The sequence below is a fragment of the Bartonella sp. B39 genome, assembly GCF_053795145.1.
Genome location: NZ_CP200036.1, coordinates 1,156,132 through 1,174,675 on the forward strand (window position 1 = coordinate 1,156,132; position 18,544 = coordinate 1,174,675).

Below are 18,544 nucleotides of genomic sequence, written 5' to 3' on the forward strand. Positions count from 1 at the left end.
AACTTTCTCATGACTAAACCGATTAACCTTCGCCAATTTCGAAAACAAAAAAAGCGTGCAGAAAGAGCTGTTCATGCAGTGGAGAATCGCTGTCGTTTTGGACGAACAAAAGCTGAAAAACTTTTTGAAAAAAAAGAATCTTTAAAAGCACAAAAATTTCTTGATCAAAATCGTTTATGGTACGATAAATAAGAGTAGAAGAAATGCATGAAAATAATCCCATCGATTTGTCAAAAGTGATTCTGCGAAAAATATCCGTTCGAATTGATGGACACGCAACGAGTGTATCTTTAGAACAACCGTTTCTAGACATTCTCAAAGCCATAGCACGCAAAAAAGGACAATCTTTAGCCTCCATTATCACTGATATTGATAGAAAAAGACCACAACAAGTAAATCTTTCAGCTTCATTACGCGTTTATGCACTTCAGAGTGTTATCACCCAACACCTTTAATATCCGTTTTTATTTTTTGCAATTTTTGTCTTCTTATTCAACTGAGGGTATTATGGCGCTTTTAAGAAAAGTTTTTTAGACCTAGCGCTCAAATGAAAAAAATACTACAAAAAAGGTATAATGAGTAATTTTCCCGATCACATACCATTCTTTGAAGAATATCCCCTTTCTCCATAAGCATGAAAATATCTCTAGGTTAAATGGCTGCATAATAGCAAAAGAAAAAATGCGATATGATTTCAAATGATGCCGATTATTTAGAAAATCTTAACCCAGAACAACGACAGGCCGTCATGAATACAGAAGGACCTCTTTTAGTTCTTGCTGGTGCTGGTACTGGAAAAACGCGCGTTTTAACGACCCGCATTTCTCACATTTTGTGCTCCGGTCTTGCCTCTCCTCAGCAAATACTTTCTGTAACCTTCACCAACAAAGCGGCACGTGAAATGAAAACGCGTATTTCTGAACTTATTGGTGAAATTGTTGAAGGCATGCCTTGGCTTGGAACCTTTCATTCCACCAGTGCTAAAATTTTGCGCCGCCACGCAGAACTTGTTGGCTTAAAAAGCAACTTTACAATTCTTGATAGCGATGAGGTCCTTCGTCTTTTAAAACAGCTTATTCAAGCTGAAGGCTTGGACGATAAGCGTTGGCCGGCACGAAGCTTTGCCATAATGATTGATTCCTGGAAAAATCAAGGACTTTCACCAGAACGTATTTCAGAAAGTGATGCCTATTCCTTCGGCAATGGTATGGGGCGAGAACTTTACCGTAGCTACCAGGAAAGATTAAAAAGTCTTAATGCCTGTGATTTCGGTGATCTTTTACTTCATTCTATCTCTCTCTTCCAACACAATCCAGATATTCTTAGCGAATATCATTCCAAATTCCGCTATATTCTTGTCGATGAATATCAAGATACAAATACAGCACAATATCTTTGGCTTCGTCTTTTGGCCAAACAATCAAAAGGACAACATGTCAACCTTTGTTGTGTTGGTGATGATGACCAATCCATTTACGGGTGGCGTGGTGCTAAAATCGATAACATATTACGTTTTGAAAAAGATTTTCCTCCTGCAAAGATTATTCGTTTAGAGCGCAATTATCGCTCAACATCACATATTCTCAAAACCGCTTCTCATCTCATTTCTCATAATCAAGAAAGACTTGGAAAAGTACTTTTTTCTGATCAAACAAATAACGAAGAAGAAAAAGTAAAAATTCATGCAGCATGGGATTCGCAAGAGGAGGCACGCGCCATCGGAGAAGAAATTGAACAAGTACAAAAAGCTGGTCATTCATTAAATCATATAGCTATACTGGTGCGCGCATCATTCCAGATGCGTGAATTTGAAGACCGCTTTGTAACACTTGGTCTTAATTACCGCGTCATTGGGGGTCCACGCTTTTACGAACGAATGGAAATACGTGACGCCATGGCTTATTTACGCGTTGTTGTCCAACCGGCTGATGATTTGGCTTTTGAACGCATTATCAACACACCTAAACGTGGTTTAGGAGATGCAACCCTACGCACTCTTTATGAAAGTGCACGTGCACGCTCTATTCCTCTCTTTGCTGCTGCTATTGAAATAATTGAAACGGACGAACTAAAACCAAAAGCACGCAGTGCTTTACGAAGCATTGTAGAAAATTTCCGCCGCTGGCAAAATATGCTGCAACACACCCCCCATAGAGAGCTTGCCGAAACAATTCTTGATGATTCAGGCTACACAGCTATGTGGCTAGAAGATCGCTCACCAGAAGCACCAACGCGACTAGAAAATCTCAAAGAAATGATCCGCTCTATGGAACAATTTGAAAGCCTTCACAGCTTTTTAGAACATGTTTCACTGGTTATGGACGCTGAAAACAATGAAAATACTGATGCGGTCAATATTATGACTCTTCATTCAGCCAAAGGGCTTGAATTTGAAACAGTTTTTCTTCCTGGCTGGGAAGAAGGACTTTTTCCTCATCAGCGCTCATTAGATGAAGGAGGCCGTTCAGGTTTAGAAGAAGAACGCAGACTAGCTTATGTAGGATTAACAAGAGCAAAAAAACATCTGCATATATGGTTTGTATCCAATCGAAGAATTCATGGACTTTGGCAATCTACACTTCCCTCGCGTTTTCTTAATGAATTACCAGAAGAAAATGTAGAATTAGTAGAAATGGCAACATCTTATGGTGGTTATGGGAAATCGCACTTTAAACATCAACATTCCTTTTATAAGGATTATTCGAAATCAGGATGGAAACGTACACAAAAAAACATTGAAGAAAAAGTTATTGCCCACCCAGTCTCTGAGATTCCTTCAGATTTTTCAATCAATGATCGGATTTTTCATATAAAATTTGGTTATGGTCATATTTCCGCAATAGACGGCCATAAATTAACTATTATGTTTGAGAAAGCTGGAGAAAAGCGCGTGCTCGATAGTTTTGTAGACAAAGCTTAGCATAAACATAATGAAACCACACCCCCAAACAAAAAACTATTTTTTCATTTTATTCTGAACGCTCTTTCTATTTGCCAATAAAAACCTCGATTGGAAAGTTTTGCATATCAAGCAATGCGTTATAAATTTTTTCAAGCGGCCAATTCCACCAAGGCGTCTCCAAAAGGCACTCAATCACATGATCGGGAAAATGCATCCGCAAGTGCTTTGCAGGAACACCAGCGACAACCGCATAAGGCATAACATCTTTCGTTATAACGGCGTTCGCACCAATGATAGTGCCATGTCCAACTGTCACCCAAGGCATAATAACCGCACCATGTCCAATCCACACATCATGCCCAATGATAACACGTTTTGCACAGTGCCTTTCGCGGAAACCACTATTTAATGCCATATAACGAAAATATTCATTAGAACGATAGGTTATTTTGTGCGTTGAACGGCGTTCCATGGGATGCTCTAGCGCATTTACACAAACATGAGATGCAATAGAACAAAAACGTCCAATATTGCTGTAAATAGCCTCACTGTTACGATCAAAATAAGAAAAATCTCCAACCATTGCATCATGCAAAACCACCCGCTCATTGATTTCCACATAGCGTTCCAATTTATAACCATGCAGCCGTGCTGTCGTATGGATACGAGGCTCACTTTCATGAAATCGAAAATCTTTCTCTCCATCCATTTATCTTCCACCAATTATTTTTCCGTAAATAAAAAGACCGACTAGGTAAATAAAATCAATCATGAAACAGAGATTGCAAAGTTAACCAGCCAATGTTACAATTCATTGGTCTATCTGAGAGAGTCAAACTATGAAAAATGTAATACGCATCTTGGGGCTAACAGTCATATTTCTTGCAGGCGTTTTTATTTATGATGCGTTAAAAAATAAGCCCTTAGGTGATAATTTTACACTCACTGATTCCAATGGAGAAACTATTACTGAAGCTGATATTCGAAGCAAGCCTTCAATAATTTTTTTCGGCTTCACTATGTGTCCTGAAAGCTGCCCTACCACACTGATAAATCTTGATCGATGGCTTACAGCTCTTGGCCCCAATGCCGATAAGTTAGGAATATGGTTTGTTACTGTTGACCCCGAACGTGATACACCAGAAATACTCCATGAATATCTCAGTAATTTTAACAATAGAATCATTGGTATCAGTGGAGATCCTGATAAAGTTCATAAAATGGTAGATTCTTTTAACATCGTTGCTGAAAAAGTCCCTGGAACAGATGGAAATTATACATATAACCATACAGCAGCAATTTTTTTACTCAAAAAAGGTGGAAAATTAGCTGGCGTTATTCCTTATGAAATTAAAGAAGACAACGATGAACTAAGAGATGATATTGCCATTGAACGGCTTAAAAAACTCGTCTCGAATTAAATTTAAAAGCTGATTTAAGAGAAAGAACAGCATGTCGCCGCAAGTTCGTTTGTATTGTACTACCTTCAAAAACGAAGCAGAACAATTGTACGCACTTATGGAAAAAGCCTTTGATGAAGAGGGATATCCTCTTGCTCTTGCAGAGATAGATGAAAAAAATTCTATATATGAGCTTTCACTTTATGTAGACCAAGAAAGCCAAGAGAATGCTTCAAAACGTTTTGCACACATTCTTTCTACAGATCCTGATAAAATTAACCGTGAAATTTTACCTAATATTGATTGGGTTAGAAAAAGCCTTGAAGGACTAAAACCTGTGCATGCTGGACCTTTTTTTCTTCATGGAAGCCACAATAGAGGCGACATTCCATCCAATGTTTTACCTATTGAAATTGAAGCAAATCAAGCTTTCGGTACAGGACATCATGGAACAACAGCTGGTTGTTTAGAAATGATTGCTAAAGTGATGAAACACGAAAATCCCCAAAATGCACTTGATCTCGGTACCGGCAGTGGGGTACTGGCCATCGGCATCGCAATGCTCAAACCTATTTCTATACTTGCATCTGATATTGATCCTGTCGCTATTCAAGTTACACAACACAATATCCAACTCAATGGTGTAAAGAAATATATCACAGCCGTCACAGCAACAAGTTTTTCCCATGATGAAATTGCTTCACGGGCGCCCTTTGATCTCATTGTTGCCAATATCCTTGCCAATCCTCTGATCGAACTTGCACAAGAAATGGTAAAGGTACTCCAAAAAGGCGGATCACTCATACTCTCTGGGATCCTTGAAGAACAACATGCAGATGTTCTAAAGGCTTATGTACAACAAGGTCTGAAACACATTGAAACATACCACCGTCAAGGATGGATTACGATACATCTAAAATAAAAGAAAGGACGTTGTTATGTATCAATCTTTTGAAACGACAACAAATCCAACCCACGCTCTAGAACGCATTACCTTTCTTCGTAAAGAACTAGATCGCCTTGGGCTCGATGGTTTTCTTGTTCCACGTGCAGATGAACATCAAGGAGAGTATGTCCCTCCTCATGCTCAACGCCTTAGCTGGCTAACCGGCTTTACTGGATCAGCAGGGATTGCACTGATTTTAAAAAACAAAGCCATCATATTTACAGACGGGCGATATAAGCTCCAAGTTCGCCAACAAACTGATCCTAATATTTTTGATTATGAAGATCTCATAACTTGCCCTCCCTCACAATGGCTTGAAAAAAATGAGAAAAAACTTTCTATTGGCTTTGATCCATGGCTTCATACCATTGCTGCTACAGATACATTGAAAAAAGCACTAGAGATTAAAGCAGGTGGGAAATTTATAGCAATTCAACCAAATCCCATTGATCTTATTTGGCATGATCAACCACAATTACCACAATCTGCTTTATCGATTCATCCTCTCAAATATGCAGGATACAGTACTGATGAAAAGCTGACTTTGATTCGCCAAAATATCGAGCAAACCAATGCAGATGCTTTTATTTTTACAGACCCTTCCTCTATTGCATGGATATTTAATATACGTGGCAATGATGTTTCCAACACACCTTTTTCCTTTTGTTTTGCTCTCATTCCAATTAAAGAAACACCAGCCTTATTCATTAACAGCAAAAAAATTGGTGTAGAACAAAAACAATATTTGGAACGTTATGCAAAATTATATGAACCAGAACAGCTTATTCCAAAGATCAAAGATGATGTTCAAAAAGGAACAGTGTTTGCCTTAGATCCACGGCTAACGTGCGAAAAATTACGCACCACTATTGAAGAACAAGGAGGCTCTTTTATTACGATTACTGATCCCGCTTCTCTACCACGTGCCATTAAAAATAACACGGAATTAAACGGTGCGCGCAAAGCACACCTGCGCGATGGTGTAGCACTTACCCGCTTTTTTTCTTGGTTAGATAAACAAACACTCGGCACAATAAATGAAATTTCTGCTGCAAAAAAATTAGAAGAATTTCGCATAACAACAGCAAAAGAAATGGGAGAAAAGCTTGAAGACCTCTCTTTTGATACAATCTCAGCAGCAGGTGCAAATGGTGCCATTGTTCATTATCGTGTAACGACCCAAACAAATAAACAATTAAATACTGGTGAACTTTATCTTGTTGATTCAGGTGGGCAATATCGTGATGGCACGACAGATGTTACACGCACAGTAGCAATTGGAAATATTGGAGAAGAAGAAAAACGTTGTTTCACTCTTGTTCTCAAAGGCATGATTGCTCTTTCAACCGCACGATTTCCAAAAGGCACACGTGGACAAGACATTGATGTTCTAGCACGCATCGCCTTATGGAAAGCGGGTTTTGATTATGCCCATGGCACTGGTCATGGAGTTGGGTCTTATCTCTCTGTTCATGAAGGACCACAAAATCTTTCGCGCAATGGATGCCAGGAACTCATTCCAGGAATGATTATTTCTAATGAACCTGGGTATTACCGCGAAGGTGCTTTTGGTATTCGTATTGAAAATTTGATGATTGTGAAGCCAGCGCAAAAAATTGATGGTGGAGATATAGAAATGCTCTCGTTTGAAACACTTACAAATTGCCCCATTGATCGACGCTTAATCCTCCCAGAGCTTTTGACATTGCAAGAGCGACAATGGCTTAATGATTACCATGCACATGTTTATCAGGTTAATGCACCTTACTTAAATGAAGAAGATAAAAAATGGGTAAAAGAAGCAACCATGCCTCTTTAAGCGAAAGAGCTTACAACTTTTACTCTTTCTATAAAAAAATCCTCCTTATCTTTTTTAAGAAAGACACGGACTTTTCATCAAAGTATATAAGAACAGCTCTTTATATGAACAGTCATATTTGGAATATTCATAAATCAAAGCTCTTCGCGAAACAAGAGATACCATAACAATCTCAAGAAAAGAAAAAGAGTATCAGCATTCCTCATTCTAGCACACAAGTACAAACGATGCTTTACATGAGATGAATGACAATACTGGTGTATTTATCGTTCTTGAAGGAAAAATTTTAAACATAATGCCCCTCAATCAACTGCAACCAAGTCTTTTCATCGATAACCTCAATACCTAACTCTTGTGCTTTAGCCAATTTCGATCCCGCCCCAGCTCCTGCAATAAGAATATCCGTTTTTTTAGAAAGTGAACCGGAGGTCTTTGCGCCTAACCGTTCCGCTAACGCTTTTGCTTCATCGCGTGACATCTGTGCTAAAGTTCCTGTAAAAACAATGATCTTTCCTGCTATTGGTGAAAAATCTGTCATCACAAGTTCTTCATCAAGAGGTGTAACTTCCTTAAGCAAAACAGACAAAACCTCGCGGTTATGCGCTTCTTGATAAAAATCAAGAATCGCGCTCCCTACCTGTGGTCCAATTCCTTCAATATTGGTAAGCTCTATCCAAGCCTCATTTCCTTCTGTATCAATCTTATCACATGGCATAATAGCCGTCATCGCCGCCATCTCAAAAGCTGTATAGCTTTGATAGGCTCGTGCAAGACGCCGCGCATTAACCTCTCCAACATGGCGAATTCCTAATGCAAACAAAAAACGGCTTAAAGGAATTTCTCGGCGTGCATTAATAGCATCATAAAGCTTACGAACTGAAACAGTACCAAAACCTTCCATATTTTCTAAATGCACCAGAGATTTTTCTTGGCGCCGTTGTAAAGTAAAAATATCGGCTGGTGTATGAATACAAAGCGTCTCATCTTGAACATGGAAAAAGAACTCCACTTGTTTTTTCCCAAGTCCCTCAATATCAAAGGCATTGCGTGAAACAAAATGACAAATACGCTCAATTGCCTGTGCAGGACAAATAAGCCCACCAGTGCATCGACGCACAGCTTCCCCCACTTCACGAACAGCATGACTCCCACATGCTGGACATAAGTGAGGAAAAACAAAAGCAGAGGCCTCTTTTGGACGCTTTGCAGCAACAATATCAACAATTTGAGGAATCACATCACCAGCACGTTGCACAATCACTGTATCGCCTACACGGATATCACGCCCTTCACGAATTGGCTCTCCTTTATGACCAATTCCCTTAATATAATCCTCATTATGCAAACTCGCATTGGTGATCACCACACCACCAACAGTAATAGGTGCAAGACGCGCAACAGGGGTTAATGCTCCAGTTCTGCCCACTTGAATATCAATGCCTTCCAAAAGTGCCATCGCTTTTTCTGCTGGAAATTTATGCGCAATTGCCCAACGTGGCGAACGAGAGACAAACCCCAAACGCGTCTGGAGCATCAAATCATTAACCTTATAAACAATTCCATCAATATCATAACTTAAGAAATGGCGGCATTCTTCGATATGATGATAATAGGAAATAACCTCTTCTAATGTCTTAAAAACTTTTGTTAATGGATTGATAATAAATCCATATTCTTTTAGCTTTTTTATCATCCCTATTTGGCTTTCTGCTGGCATTTCACTCACTTCACCCAAAGCATAAGCAAAAAATTTAAGCTTTCTACTGGCTGTTACCCGTGAATTAAGCTGCCGTAGCGAACCAGCTGCAGCATTCCTAGGATTAGCAAAAGCTAATTTTTCCTCCCCCTTTTGACTCATATTAAGCGCTTGGAAGTCCTCACGCCCCATATAAACTTCACCACGAACCTCAATAATATCAGGAAAGTCGCCTTGCAAGAATTTTGGAATATCAGAAATTGTTCGTGCATTTGCAGTTACATTTTCACCGACATATCCATCACCACGCGTTGCAGCACGTACAAGCCTCCCTTTTTCATAGCGCAAAGACAAAGATAAACCATCAATCTTCGGTTCAGCTGTTATTTCCAATAATTGTGTTGCTGGAAGCCGTAAAAAACGACGAATACGCTCAATAAATTCGCTAACATCTTCAAAGTTAAATGCATTATCAAGTGAAAGCATCGCCTGTGCATGAACAGATTTCTCAAACTTTTCAGAAACCGGTGCCCCAATTTTATGTGAAGGAGAATCTGAACGAATGAGCTCCGGAAAGAGGGATTCAATTTCTGCATTACGGCGACGAAGAGCGTCATATTCTGCATCAGAAATTTCAGGCTGGTCGTGATTATTATAAAGCACATCATGACGTGCAATCTCTTTTGCCAACCACTCCAATTCACTTTCTGCTTCAAGAGCAGTTAAATTTTTAATTGCATCCTTGTTCATAAAATCTATCCCAAAGTATGGGTTATGGCCATAAGAATCTCAAATTTTTGTCACGAATAGAACCCAAATAAACGCATATTCGCCAGTATTTTTATCGCTTATCAATTATACCTACGCAAGGAGCTTTTGAGCAGCTGCACGCGCTTCTTTAGTAATCTGTTCTCCTGCTAACATGCGGGCAATTTCTTCTGCACGCTCATGCTCTTCCATTCTATGGATACCCGTAACAAAGCATCCTTCATCATCACTTTCAACCTTTGAAATAAGAAAATGGCTGTGCGCTTTCGACGCTACCTGCGGCGCATGCGTAATAGCAAAAACCTGAACACTTTCCGATAAACGCTGCAATCGTTGCCCAATAGCAGCTGCAATAGCTCCACCAACCCCCGTATCAATTTCATCAAAGATCAATGTGGGAGCTGATCCCCGATCGGACAAAACAACCTTTAATGCCAATAAGAAACGAGACAATTCACCACCAGAAGCAACACTCAACATCGGTCCAGCACGTGTTCCAGGATTTGTCCGAACCCAATATTCGATACGATCTATCCCCTCTGCACTACGTCTTTCAACATCACTTTGCATTTCAACGATAAATTCTGCCTTTTCCAATTTCAATTCTGGCAACTCAGCCATAACGCTTTCAGACAAACGCTTTGCTGCTTCTCGACGTTTTATTGACAACGTTTGCGCCAATGTGTCATAATTTTTCTGTGCTTCCCGCGCCTCATCTTCAAAACGCATCAATATGATCTGATCCTCCTCAAAATCAGCGAGTTCAGCATCCATCTTATTGCGCAACTGAGCCAATTCGTCAGCAGAAACTTGATATTTACGAGCAAAACCACGAAGAGCAAAAAGACGCTCTTCTATCCGCTCCAATTCACCAGGTTCAAAATCCAATGCCCGTATTGCAGCTTCAAGACCTTCTTGTGCTGTTGCAAGTGCATGCAACGCATCATCAATAGATTTGACCACAGGTGTAATCAGCTCTTGCGACTCAGGAATTTTCCGCTCAAAACGCCTCACCAAATTAGAAAGAACAGGTATCGGCGATTTTGGGCCACTTAAAAGATCATCAGCTTCCTTAATATCCATCGCTATTTTTTCTAATTTAAGCATATCCGCACGACGAAGAGACAACGCATCCTCTTCACCAACTTGAAAATCAAGTTTATCAAGCTCTTCCACACACGCGCGAAGATAATCAGCTTCACGCACAGCATCCTCTACTTTGACACGCTGTTGTTGCAAACGCTCTTCAAATTCACGCCATATCTGATAACACCGGCGCAAATTTTTCATTTCACCCTCAAGCCCACCAAAAGCATCTAATAACTGGCGATGTGTCGCAACATCTACAAGCGCGCGATCATCATGTTGCCCATGAATTTCAACCAACTGACGCCCAACATTACGCATCAGAGCAACACTAGCCACCTGATCATTGATAAAGACACGACTACGACCATCACTTGATTGTACACGCCGTAAAATGATATCGCCCTCATCATCAAAGCCATTTTCACGGATAATTTGGCGCGCAGGATGTAAAACAGGCACATCAAAGACAGCTGTTACCTGCCCTTGAGCAGCACCATGACGCACAAGAGAAGCATCACCACGTCCACCAAGAGCTAACGACAAAGCATCAAGGAGAATAGATTTTCCAGCACCCGTTTCTCCAGTCAAAACCGATAAACCCGCTGTAAAATGAATATCAAGCGTTTCGATCAAAACAATATTATGAATCGAAAGCTGTACCAGCATAGAAAATCAACGTGCCTTATTCTTATCACCACTCAAAGCATTTGATATCCAAGAAGATTTATGCTCCTTTGGTGACATACTATTCTTCTGCAATAAATTATAAGAGAATTTATACCATTCACTTTTTGGATAATTACGTCCTAAAATAACTGCTGCTGTCTGCGCTTCCGCAGTTAAGCCAAGAGCAAGATTAACTTCCGTCAAGCGGAAAAGCGCTTCTTCAATTTGATTTGTATCGGAATACTCTTCAACCACAGTACGAAATCTTCTACTAGCAGCAAGATAACGCCGACCCTCTTCATAATAACGACCAACCTGCATCTCTTTACCAGCCAACTGTTCCCGACCAAAACGTATTTTTGCCTTAGCATCCTCAACATATTCAGAATTAGGATAACGCTCTATGAGAAGCTGCATAGCAGCAATAGCACGTTTCGTATCACGTTGATCACGTGTAACATCAGGAATCCGACGGAAGGAAGAAAGACCAATAATATAATAAGCATAAGCGGAATCATCTGATCCTGGATAAAGAGTAATATAGCGCTGAGCCATGCTAATTGAATCATCATACTTACCAAGCTTATAATTTGTAAAAGCACCCATCACCAAAGATTTACGTCCCCAATCCGTATAAGCATACTGTTTTTCAATCGTAAGAAACTTTTTCGATGCATCCCCAAGCCGCCCACTATCAAGGCTAGCAAGTGCCTGATTATATAAAACATCTGGTGGATCCATTTTTAAAACATATGCAGATGGATCAAGGGTATTTTTCTCTTTAAACAAACAACCTGCTAACATGCAGGTGCTCCCCAAAAGCATCACCCCCAATACCGTGCGTACAATGTTAGACTTCCTATCCGCCATATTTTCAATACATACATAAAATTTTGTCATAGTTTTCCGGCCTCCAGAGAATATCACCTTGTAGCAAAAGTTATTTATCAAAAGCTTTTATACCATATCGCTTTAAAATCCACTAACTAATTTAGTGGCTTAGGTCAATCATCCCCTTAAAAATCAAATAAGCTATAGGAAAATTTTTTCAATTTTTCCTTCACGCTGCCTATAGATAGCTTTCTTCGTAACAAGATTTATCTGCCAAAACAGCTTTCACCAATTGTGAATTAATTCTATGCCCACTACAATAGGAACGAAATAATCCAATAAAAGGTGCTCCAAGCAAAGCAGTATCACCAATCGCATCAAGCATTTTGTGCCGCACACATTCATTTTCCCAATGAGGACCATCTGGATTCATGATTTTATCATTAAGTCCGATAATAAGGGAATTTTCCAAAGAAGCGCCTATCGCCTTTCCAGAATTCCATAATTCTTCCACATCTTTGACAAAACCAAAAGTGCGCGCACGGGATAAATTATCTCGAAACCCCTTCGTGGTAAGGTCAAAATTGAAATGTTGCTTACCAATAGCGCAAGAAGGAAAAGAAATCGTTACATCAAAACACCGTCCATCAAACGGCAAAAACTCTGCCATACCACCATCTACTTCAATCCGCAGCGGCTTTTTTATAACAAAATAGCAACGCAATGCATCCTGCTGTACGATGCCAACGTCTTCAAACCCTTGACAATATTGCCATGAAGAACCATCCAAAATGGGTATCTCATTACTCGACACTTCAATAATAAGATTATCCAAATTATAAGCAGCGATTGCAGCCATCAAATGTTCAATCGTTCCAACTCTCGCTTCTCCATGTCCAAGCACTGTTGATAATTCAGTTTCTCCCGTTTGCGATGCATGCGCTTGAAATATTTTCTCTGTTCCATCCATCACACGACGCTTAAAAACAATACCACACCCAACGTCAGCTGGACAGACCTTCACCACAGACAAACACCCGCTGTGAACACCATACCCCTTAAATGTCACTGCCTTTTTTAGAGTGGACTGATATTTTTGCACCAGCTTCATCATATTATTTCATTGAGTAGTTTTTTACGCACTTTAAAAATATTTATAAATGCATAAAAGCCATAACCAAAGAAAATAATAAACCCGCTTATAACACGCGAGTTTATAAAAATCAGAGTATTTTTTCCAAAAGAGCAATATATTTCACTGTACAAAGCTTTTATTGATCATAGAAGAAAGTGCCAAATTTCCCCATCTTTCTCATTTTTTTGCTAATTAATTTGCCTGACGACGTAAAAACGCTGGTATTTCCAACTGATCTTCTTCGCTTATAAAAGTACGCTGATCTTGCGGTACATGGGGATGCAACTCACCAGAACGACGTGGAACATAAACAGAAGCATCCTGAGAAAGTGCCTGAGAACTTTTCTTATAAACGTGCGCTTCTTGCTTCTGAGAAGATTTCACAGCGGGCTCTAATCGAGCTTCTGGTTCAACTTCTTCTCGATGTGTCAAGCTCTGTTTCAAACGCTGCCAAAGATTGCGAGGTCCTTGGCCGGCTGCAGGTGCCCTCTCACGTTGAGCATGAACAACAGGAGGAAAATCCTTTAACTCAGGCATACGCATCGGTGAACGTGCTTGCATCTGTTGTACTTGCTTGTCTTTCTGCTTAACAACCTCTGTCATCTCATCAAGAACATGCGCCGTCGCCTCCATGCTTACAGGTGCAATCATAGACTGCTGAGAACTACGGCTAACTTGCATACGTGGTGCATTTGATATCTGCCCATGCACAACACTTGATCCATAAGGGGAAGCATTCGCACTTCGTGCAGCGACAGCATCTGCAGGTTGTGCAAAAATTTGACTCTTAGGACGGAACTGTTCTCCAGCCGGTTTACCCTTTTCTATTTCAAGCGCTTCTATCACTTCTACCATTGACTCAGAACGTAAGGGTGGTGACTGAATAGGAAAAGAAGTCTGCGACGCTGCAGGATCACTCCTACGAGTTGAAGTTGCATGTCTTTGAAGCTGAGGATGAGAAGGTTGAACGACATCACTAACCTCACGATCAATACCCGTTGCAACCACAGATACACGAATAACGCCCTCTAGGGACTCATCATCAATAGCACCAAAGATAACATTTGCATCCGCATCGACTTCTTCACGAATACGATTCGCTGCTTCATCCACTTCAAAGAGAGTCATATCACGACCACCCGTAATAGAAATGAGCAGGCCACGAGCACCCCGCATAGAAGTATCATCCAACAGCGGATTCGCAATAGCAGCTTCAGCAGCTGCCAAAGCACGACCATCACCAGACGCCTCACCCGTTCCCATCATCGCACGACCCATTTCATGCATAACAGAACGAACATCAGCAAAGTCAAGATTAATGAGCCCCTCTTTAATCATGAGGTCTGTAATAGAAGCAACACCAGAATAAAGCACTTGATCAGCCATAGCAAAAGCATCAGCAAATGTTGTTTTTTCATCTGCAATGCGAAAAAGATTCTGATTGGGAATAACAATCAATGTATCAACAGACTTTTGTAGTTCTTCAATACCCGCCTCTGCCGTTTTCATACGGCGAGCACCTTCAAACTGAAATGGCTTTGTTACGACACCAACGGTCAAAATACCTTTATCACGTGCTGCGCGAGCTACAACGGGCGCCGCCCCAGTTCCTGTACCTCCACCCATACCAGCCGTAATGAAAACCATGTGAGAATCCGCAAGATGGTCGATAATTTCATCTATACATTCCTCTGCAGCCGCTTGACCAACTTCTGGCAAAGCACCAGCACCAAGACCTTCCGTAACGGCTGCACCAAGCTGGATAACACGTTCAGCTTTTGACATAGCCAAAGCCTGTGCATCTGTATTGGCAACAACAAAATCAACTCCCTGAAGACCAGCATTAATCATATTATTCACGGCATTCCCACCACCACCGCCAACACCAAAAACGGTAATGCGTGGCTTCAATTCCGCGATATCTGGCCGATGCAGATTAATCGTCATTTCTTTTTCCTTCTCATAAGACATCGCAAGTCAAAGCGATGAAATTTAACTTTACCTCAATAGACTTACTTAAAAACTCTCACGCAACCATTGACCAACACGCTGAAAATACCCACGCGTGCCCATCGATAAATGTTTTACTGCACCCTGCATTGTTTTTTCTTCAAAACCCACCAATTGCGGATAAATTAACAATCCAACAGCAGATGTAAACGCCGCCCCTTTTGCAAGAGAAGGAAGCCTCGAGATACCTAAAGGCCGTCCTATGCGAACATTTCTTCCCAAAATACTACGTGCCATTTCTGGCAATCCCGTTAACTGGCTTGCTCCCCCAGTCAAAATAACGCGCTTACCAATAATGTGACCAAAACCAGAACGATTTAAGCAATCACGTACCATCTCTAAAATTTCTTCAACACGTGCATGAATGATACGACCAAGAACAGCACGAGGATATTGAGTTTCACGCTGTCCATTCCCAATCTCTGCCACATTAATCATATGTCGCTCATCAGCACTTGTCAGAAGTGCTGAACCATAGACAACCTTTAAACGTTCTGCCTCTGTAAGTGACATAGAAAACCCCCGTGCAACATCAAGAGTCACATGATGTCCGCCAATCGCAAGTGCATCTGCATGAACAAACTTTCCCTCAAAAAACACTGAAAACGTCGTTGTTCCACCCCCAAAATCAATACATGCAGCCCCTAAATGCGCTTCATCATTCATCAAAACAGAAAGACCACTTGCAAGAGGAGTTGCAACCATTGTTTCAACACTTAAATGTGCACGATTAATACAAGCTTCCAAATTACGCAAAGATGCTGTTTCCGCTGTTACCACATGCACATCCACACCAAACAATTCTCCCGCCATTCCAATAGGATCAGAAATCCCTTTATCTCCATCCAACACATAAGAGACTGGAACTGAATGCATGACATGACGTTCAGCATCAAAAACTTTGCGCGAAACATCTGAAAATGCCACACGCATATCACGCTTGGTTACCTCACGACCATTCAAACGTACCATGCCATTGATAAGAGTACTTTGTAATCGGCTTGAAGAAAAATTCACAATCACCGAATCCACCACCAAACCAGCCATTTTTTCTGCCGCATTAACAGCCAACCGTATGGATTGCTCTGCCGCACACATATCCATCACAACACCAGATTTGATACCACGTGAGCGCTGCACTCCAAAACCTAGAATTTCCATAGAATGTGTACGACCATGTAAATAGTGCATATGCTTCAAAGGACGCAAACAAGCAATAAGACAAACAATCTTACTGGAGCCGACATCAAGAACAGTCAAAAAACGTGTTTTACGTCCCCCCATATGATGTGATCCAAGCAACATCATAGGCCTCCTGCCTTTCGCACCTTTAAAGCGCGTTCTTCTTCAGCCACAGCGACCCTACGACGTTCCAATGCTTCATCTGATAAAGAAACTGTAATTCGATCAGAAAGACGTAAATCAATACTTAAAATATCGCGAGAAAAAAGATCTTGTTCTATACCTGCCTTAATAAGAGAAGAAAGCCTTTCAAGTGCATTATTCTCAGGCAACTTAACGCGTACGCCATTATCCAAGACAAGATCCCATCGCCGATCACCCACACGTACATAAGCGCGAACACGATTATACAATTGCGGATATGCCGAAAGCGCTTGAATAAAAACTTTGGCAGCATTTTGTGCACCCTGACCAACCACAAGGGGCAACCCCCGAACTAAGCCTCCCTGAAAGGGCACAATTACGCGCCCTGTACTATCAACAATATCCATCATACCGTCATGCTGCCAAATCGCATATGGTTCACGCTCCACAACTGAAATACGCACACGGTTAGGATAAATCTTTTGAACATTAGCCGATTGAATCCAAGCCTGCTGTTCCAAAACAGAACGTGCTCTATCAACATCAAAAACGAATATTGATGGAGAAAGATCAAGTCCTAAAATTTCCAAAACTCTCTGTTTTACTACGCGCTTATTACCACTTATCTCGATATCGGTAACCTCAAAACCAATATCTGATATTACAGTTTTTACAATCATCTCCATACGACCACTTGATAAGAGCCCATAAAGCACCGTAACAAAGAAAAACAATAAAACCGCAAAAGAACCGAAATGGCGAGGTACATGAATACTGGTAAAGACAAACTCAAACATAAATCGGAGAAATCGACGATAAAGACGTGGCAAAGCTGACACTGACAGCACCATCGGAACATTTGTTTTATTAACATTCAACGCATACACGACGCGTCCTCCACCATCCACTGAACAATATCGCTATAAGTACGACCACTCGCTTTTGCAATATCAGGAAAAAGAGAAGTCGATGTCATACCGGGCTGTGTATTAATTTCAAGCCAAACTAACTCTTCCGTTTCCTCATCAAAACGAAAATCAGAACGGCTAACACCTCGACAACCTATCGCCTGATGTGCGGCCAAAGACATTCTTTGCACCTTTTGGTAAATATTTGATGAAAGTTTTGCAGGACAAATGTGAAGAGAGCCACCAGATTTATATTTCGAGTCATGATCATAGAACTGAAAACGTTGATCGGGTAAAATTTCACAAACATCCAAAGCCTCATTTCCCAAAACAGCACAAGTAAGTTCACGCCCAGGAATATATTTTTCAACAATCACCTCATCTGCATAAACCCATTCAGCTCCCATGATATTACGCGGCGGTGCAGGTTCATTTCCTTTCACAATCACGACACCAAAACTCGATCCTTCGCACACAGGCTTAATCACATAAGGAGGCTCCATAGGATGCGCTCTCCCTACAGCAAAGCGGCTCATCACATAAGATGGAGCAACAGAAACACCAACGCTTGCAACAACAATTTTTGCACGCCCCTTATCCATTGCCAGTGCAGACGCCATCACTCCGGAATGGGTATAAGGAATTTTTAAATACTCAAGAACACCCTGAATACAACCATCCTCACCAAATGCCCCATGCAATGCATTAAAAGCGATATCAGGCTGTAATTGTTCAAGAACAGAAGCAATATGACCATCAACATCCACGCGGCTCACACGATATCCCTGCGCCTCAAGAACATCAGCACAAGCAGCGCCTGAAGATAAACTTACAGACCGTTCAGAGGAGATACCTCCCATTAATACAGCTATATGCTCATCTTTCATAACAACCTATCCTCCTTGGCATACTATATATAGACCACATAGAAATCACCAATACCACATACGGGAAATGCCAAGATTTATCCTTGCGAATCAATAACCTAAGCATTTTGTATAATGAATCAGACTCAAACGCATCACGCAAGAGATTCTTTGTTAATTTA

14 protein-coding genes and 1 pseudogene are annotated in these 18,544 nt (G+C 40.8%); 6 read left to right on the top strand and 9 right to left on the bottom strand.

The genetic code is table 11. From position 1 onward, the window contains the following. Positions 1–9: 9 nt before the first annotated feature. From V4P57_RS05490 to V4P57_RS05500, 3 genes and pseudogenes are all read left to right on the top strand, one after another. Positions 10–192 (top strand): DUF4169 family protein, encoded by a 183-nt coding sequence (locus V4P57_RS05490; RefSeq protein ID WP_455465592.1) that lies wholly within the window; start codon positions 10–12, stop codon positions 190–192. Between the two features lie 11 nt (positions 193–203). Next, positions 204–455: a ribbon-helix-helix domain-containing protein gene (locus V4P57_RS05495; RefSeq protein ID WP_455465593.1), complete on the top strand. Its 252-nt coding sequence runs from the start codon at positions 204–206 to the stop codon at positions 453–455. Positions 456–575: 120 nt separating this feature from the next. After that, a pseudogene (locus V4P57_RS05500) lies at positions 576–2,920 on the top strand (ATP-dependent helicase). A 67-nt stretch (positions 2,921–2,987) separates the two neighbouring features. On the opposite strand, the gene V4P57_RS05505 reads toward V4P57_RS05500, so the two are convergent. Continuing rightward, positions 2,988–3,611, bottom strand: coding sequence for a chloramphenicol acetyltransferase (locus V4P57_RS05505; RefSeq protein ID WP_455465594.1), 624 nt, complete (start codon positions 3,609–3,611; stop codon positions 2,988–2,990). 130 nt (positions 3,612–3,741) lie between these two features. Here V4P57_RS05505 and V4P57_RS05510 point away from each other — a divergent pair, with 130 nt between their 5' ends. From V4P57_RS05510 to V4P57_RS05520, 3 genes are read left to right on the top strand one after another with little or no spacing between them, the layout of a single operon-like run. After that, complete coding sequence (locus tag V4P57_RS05510) at positions 3,742–4,323, top strand: SCO family protein (RefSeq protein ID WP_455465595.1); 582 nt, start codon at positions 3,742–3,744, stop codon at positions 4,321–4,323. 31 nt (positions 4,324–4,354) lie between these two features. Beyond that, positions 4,355–5,224 carry a 50S ribosomal protein L11 methyltransferase gene (locus V4P57_RS05515; RefSeq protein WP_455465596.1) on the top strand — a complete coding sequence of 290 codons (870 nt, stop codon included), beginning with the start codon at positions 4,355–4,357 and terminating at the stop codon, positions 5,222–5,224. Between the two features lie 16 nt (positions 5,225–5,240). Further along, complete coding sequence (locus V4P57_RS05520; protein ID WP_455465597.1) at positions 5,241–7,067, top strand: aminopeptidase P family protein; 1,827 nt, start codon at positions 5,241–5,243, stop codon at positions 7,065–7,067. A gap of 286 nt (positions 7,068–7,353) precedes the next feature. On the opposite strand, the gene ligA is transcribed toward V4P57_RS05520, so the two are convergent. The 8 genes from ligA to V4P57_RS05560 form a co-directional block, all read right to left on the bottom strand. Next, on the bottom strand, positions 7,354–9,513 hold the full coding sequence (gene ligA / locus V4P57_RS05525) for an NAD-dependent DNA ligase LigA (RefSeq protein WP_455465598.1): 2,160 nt from the start codon (positions 9,511–9,513) through the stop codon (positions 7,354–7,356). A 111-nt stretch (positions 9,514–9,624) separates the two neighbouring features. Next, entirely contained in the window at positions 9,625–11,286 is a 1,662-nt protein-coding gene (recN, locus tag V4P57_RS05530; protein WP_455465599.1) for a DNA repair protein RecN, read from the bottom strand. A 6-nt stretch (positions 11,287–11,292) separates the two neighbouring features. After that, a complete protein-coding gene (locus V4P57_RS05535) occupies positions 11,293–12,186 on the bottom strand; it encodes an outer membrane protein assembly factor BamD (RefSeq protein ID WP_455465600.1) in 894 nt (297 codons plus the stop codon). A 169-nt stretch (positions 12,187–12,355) separates the two neighbouring features. Continuing rightward, positions 12,356–13,231, bottom strand: coding sequence for a UDP-3-O-acyl-N-acetylglucosamine deacetylase (gene lpxC, locus V4P57_RS05540; RefSeq protein WP_455465601.1), 876 nt, complete (start codon positions 13,229–13,231; stop codon positions 12,356–12,358). A gap of 213 nt (positions 13,232–13,444) precedes the next feature. After that, the gene (gene ftsZ / locus V4P57_RS05545) at positions 13,445–15,199 is read right to left on the bottom strand and encodes a cell division protein FtsZ (RefSeq protein WP_455465602.1); all 1,755 of its coding nucleotides are present in this window, start codon (positions 15,197–15,199) and stop codon (positions 13,445–13,447) included. A gap of 69 nt (positions 15,200–15,268) precedes the next feature. Continuing rightward, entirely contained in the window at positions 15,269–16,570 is a 1,302-nt protein-coding gene (gene ftsA / locus V4P57_RS05550) for a cell division protein FtsA (protein WP_455465603.1), read from the bottom strand. After that, positions 16,567–17,475 (bottom strand): cell division protein FtsQ/DivIB, encoded by a 909-nt coding sequence (locus V4P57_RS05555; protein ID WP_455465604.1) that lies wholly within the window; start codon positions 17,473–17,475, stop codon positions 16,567–16,569. Before V4P57_RS05555 ends, ftsA begins: the two co-directional genes overlap by 4 nt. Then, positions 17,463–18,383: a D-alanine--D-alanine ligase gene (locus V4P57_RS05560; protein ID WP_455465605.1), complete on the bottom strand. Its 921-nt coding sequence runs from the start codon at positions 18,381–18,383 to the stop codon at positions 17,463–17,465. Before V4P57_RS05560 ends, V4P57_RS05555 begins: the two co-directional genes overlap by 13 nt. Positions 18,384–18,544 lie beyond the last annotated feature (161 nt).

Excerpts from the sequence above, each read along its gene's own strand:
- V4P57_RS05490 (WP_455465592.1), top strand. The coding sequence starts at position 10 with ATGACTAAACCGATTAACCTTCGCCAATTTCGAAAACAAAAAAAGCGT.
- V4P57_RS05495 (WP_455465593.1), top strand. The coding sequence starts at position 204 with ATGCATGAAAATAATCCCATCGATTTGTCAAAAGTGATTCTGCGAAAA.
- V4P57_RS05505 (WP_455465594.1), bottom strand. The coding sequence starts at position 3,611 with ATGGATGGAGAGAAAGATTTTCGATTTCATGAAAGTGAGCCTCGTATC.
- V4P57_RS05510 (WP_455465595.1), top strand. The coding sequence starts at position 3,742 with ATGAAAAATGTAATACGCATCTTGGGGCTAACAGTCATATTTCTTGCA.
- V4P57_RS05515 (WP_455465596.1), top strand. The coding sequence starts at position 4,355 with ATGTCGCCGCAAGTTCGTTTGTATTGTACTACCTTCAAAAACGAAGCA.
- V4P57_RS05520 (WP_455465597.1), top strand. The coding sequence starts at position 5,241 with ATGTATCAATCTTTTGAAACGACAACAAATCCAACCCACGCTCTAGAA.
- ligA (WP_455465598.1), bottom strand. The coding sequence starts at position 9,513 with ATGAACAAGGATGCAATTAAAAATTTAACTGCTCTTGAAGCAGAAAGT.
- recN (WP_455465599.1), bottom strand. The coding sequence starts at position 11,286 with ATGCTGGTACAGCTTTCGATTCATAATATTGTTTTGATCGAAACGCTT.
- V4P57_RS05535 (WP_455465600.1), bottom strand. The coding sequence starts at position 12,186 with ATGACAAAATTTTATGTATGTATTGAAAATATGGCGGATAGGAAGTCT.
- lpxC (WP_455465601.1), bottom strand. The coding sequence starts at position 13,231 with ATGATGAAGCTGGTGCAAAAATATCAGTCCACTCTAAAAAAGGCAGTG.
- ftsZ (WP_455465602.1), bottom strand. The coding sequence starts at position 15,199 with ATGACGATTAATCTGCATCGGCCAGATATCGCGGAATTGAAGCCACGC.
- ftsA (WP_455465603.1), bottom strand. The coding sequence starts at position 16,570 with ATGATGTTGCTTGGATCACATCATATGGGGGGACGTAAAACACGTTTT.
- V4P57_RS05560 (WP_455465605.1), bottom strand. The coding sequence starts at position 18,383 with ATGAAAGATGAGCATATAGCTGTATTAATGGGAGGTATCTCCTCTGAA.